The organism is Rhizobium sp. P1_E1 (genome assembly GCF_056406015.1).
The window spans coordinates 1-2,776 of record NZ_JBFUAY010000381.1 but is presented as its reverse complement, the minus strand read 5'-3'; the positions used below and the strand labels follow the sequence as shown (position 1 = coordinate 2,776).

General features: G+C 56.4%; 1 protein-coding gene and 5 pseudogenes. 3 read left to right on the top strand and 3 right to left on the bottom strand.

Annotated features, from left to right (window positions below; genetic code table 11):
- From AC1D1Z_RS35985 to AC1D1Z_RS35975, 3 pseudogenes are all read right to left on the bottom strand, one after another.
- Positions 1–934 (bottom strand): annotated as a pseudogene (locus AC1D1Z_RS35985) (cytochrome P450); the annotation flags it as partial.
- Positions 935–1,112: 178 nt separating this feature from the next.
- Positions 1,113–1,274 (bottom strand): annotated as a pseudogene (locus tag AC1D1Z_RS35980) (cytochrome P450); the annotation flags it as partial.
- Between the two features lie 27 nt (positions 1,275–1,301).
- Positions 1,302–2,050 (bottom strand): annotated as a pseudogene (locus AC1D1Z_RS35975) (IS6 family transposase).
- Between the two features lie 15 nt (positions 2,051–2,065).
- On the opposite strand from AC1D1Z_RS35975, the gene AC1D1Z_RS35970 reads away from it, so the two are divergent.
- The 3 genes and pseudogenes from AC1D1Z_RS35970 to AC1D1Z_RS35960 all read left to right on the top strand — a co-directional run.
- Complete coding sequence (locus AC1D1Z_RS35970) at positions 2,066–2,419, top strand: Ulp1 family isopeptidase (protein ID WP_081295698.1); 354 nt, start codon at positions 2,066–2,068, stop codon at positions 2,417–2,419.
- A gap of 89 nt (positions 2,420–2,508) precedes the next feature.
- Positions 2,509–2,622, top strand: a pseudogene (locus tag AC1D1Z_RS35965) (IS6 family transposase); the annotation flags it as partial.
- A 44-nt stretch (positions 2,623–2,666) separates the two neighbouring features.
- Positions 2,667–2,776 (top strand): annotated as a pseudogene (locus AC1D1Z_RS35960) (IS6 family transposase); the annotation flags it as partial.

Genomic DNA, 2,776 nt, shown 5'->3' with positions numbered 1-2,776 from the left:
CGCATCGACAGTCCTTCGAAGTCCACGTCTTTCGTAGCCACGCGGTAATCTGAACGGTTGAATAGGCACGCAACAATTCTTCAACTGCGGTTGCGATCCGGGTCGGCTCTCTCCGCAGCGATTCCTGATCCTCCGGATTGCGTGCGAGATAGGCCAGGTCTAAGCCTAACGCGGCAGCGACCGTGTCGAGTCCGGCACTCAAGAAGAGTACGCCGATGCCCCGGACTTCCTCATCTGTCAGGGAACGAGCCTGGACCTGCGCGTGCACGATGTATGTCGTGAAATCGGCAGCCGATTGCTGCCGACGGCTCGCTGCAAGTTCGTCGATGAAACTTACGATTGATTGGGCCGCTTCGGTACGTTTAACATCATTGCCGTGGAGCAAGTCGCTCACCCAACCAATGAGCTCGTCGGATCCGCTGTTTGAGAGCCCCATAGAGCCCAGGTAGACTTTGACTTTGACTGTGAATAGAAGGGCGAAATCTTTCATGACGCCACATCCGGTGCTCCGAGCGATCAGATCGATAATCGCACTTGCTTGCTTACGGACATTCCGCTCCAATGCCATAACTCCCCTCAGGGAGAACTGCGGATCTAAGAGTGCACGAAAAATGCCATGGGCCCATGGTTGGAGTTCCAGCGGGATCATTGGCCAGTTTTCACCAAGTGCCGAGGAGAAGATGCTGCGATGGCTGGAAATAGTTTCGACATCCTCTAGCACCTTGCGCTGGTCGCACGCGCCCGTGATCACCCAGGTACCCCGCCTGTATCGAGTGTTAAAGGAGGAATAAAAAATGTGGGGCTCTCGATGGATCCGAGAAAAAACTGCGTGTGGATCTCGGTTCGCTGTTGGTGCCATGCCTGGGGACGTGAACAAGCTGAAGTCCCTCACCAAACTGGACCGAACATGATCCGGAATGAAATCGCTCTGCACTCTGTTTTCTCCTTCTGTGAACCAGCCGATCCGCGAAGCAGCGTCGCAAATCTCATACCAATTGAGACGAGGATCGGGTTTACCTCCGATTTCAACGGCTTAACTCAGATAATGATCTAGATATGATAAAAGGCTGTGTGGCGATTCCGACAAAGCCGACAGGAAGTGTCTTGCGACAGATGTCGGCGTGGCGGCTCAACAGAAAGAGGCCTGAGGCCGCGCGATGCACCGGATCATGCTCGCGCAACCACCGCTTGAACGGGTACGGGTCGTGGGTGCAGGCTGGCGACGTCAGTTCGGCGAAGGCGTCCGGGTAGGCGATGTCACGTTGTTTGATCAACGGCCGTAAAGTCGCTTGTCGGTAAACTCATGCAATTGCAGCGGTCACGGCTTTCCACTGCGCCATGGCGCGGATGCGATGAATATGGGTGGCTAGGGCTGAGTGTCTCTGGTGCGGCGCGACGAAAAGATTTCGGACTGCTGAAAAGACCGAGATGAAACGTTGCAAACCTCCGACGGATCGAAAGCCCTGCATCATCCGCTCTCGTTTTCGAAGCGGCACGTGAGAATTCTCTGCGCGATTGTTAAGGCCCTTGTGCGATCGATGTTCGACAGCGGGCATCACGTCCCGTTTTGCCGCTCCGTATGAGCGCAGTTTGTCGATGATGCGCTTCGGTGACAGGCCCTGCTTCTTCAGCAGCCTGACCAGCAATCTCTTGGCAGCCTTGGTATCGCGGCGGGTCTGGACGATCTCATCGAGAACGTAGCCGTCCTGGTCAACGGCGCGCCAAAGCCAATGTTTTTGACCGCCGATGGAAATCACGACCTCGTCCAGATGCCAGATATCCTTCCGCGACGGCTTCTTTCTACGCAACTGCTTGGCGTAGGCCGCCCCGAATTTGCGGCACCACCGCCGTATCGTTTCGTAAGAAACGACGATGCCGCGCTCCAGCAACATTTCCTCGACCAGCCGCAGGCTCAACGGGAACCGGAAATACAGCCAGACCGCACGGGCGATGATCTGCGGTGGAAAGCGGTGGTTCTTGTAGCTGATGGTCGATGARGTCATCTCAACCGAATTATCCGCCACCCGTTAAGTTGCCGACAACGTGACATCGCCTAGCCGACTTCGTGTTGATTCCAGTGACTGACGCCCAGGGTGGTGATCGCAATCAACGCGGCACCCACTGGTCGCTGCTGCTCCTTGATCGCCGCGATCGAAACAGGCCGATTGCCTATCACTACGACTCCCTCGGCGACTACCACGACGCCGCTGCCCAACGGGTCGCAGGGACGGTGGGAGCCGCCAGGGTGATCCGAATGGGGATGGCCCAGCAGCAGAACGGTCGTGATTGCGGCGTCTTTTTGTTGGAGGCGGCGCAGGCGCTGATTGGACAATTGATACGAGGACAGCCCCCGCGGGACCTCGACAACCTCGTCCCCGATCGGCGAGCACTCCAGGCCCGATTGCAGCGCTTGACCTGACAGCAGGGCAAGCCCACGACAACCGGATAGCAGAACCGATGGCACCGTAACGTTAACCGGGCATCGATCAAAATGTGGGATCTGGCGGCATGACCAGATTTTCCCGTGATACTCTTTATCGTCACCACCGATTTCCGGCGCAGGTGATTGCCCATGCCGTTTGGCGGGCCTGTCGCAAATTTTTGCGCTTAACGTATGTTGACCGTCGGAGGAGAAATTTCCGCTCCAAATGTTGTGKAGCGTGCGGATGATTCTGAATGCTATTGCCGAAAAGCTGAAACKGCAGTCKAAGGATGATTTCAAAGGCAGGCATTTCGAGGCATGGCTGATCGTACAGGCGGTCACCTGGTATTTGAG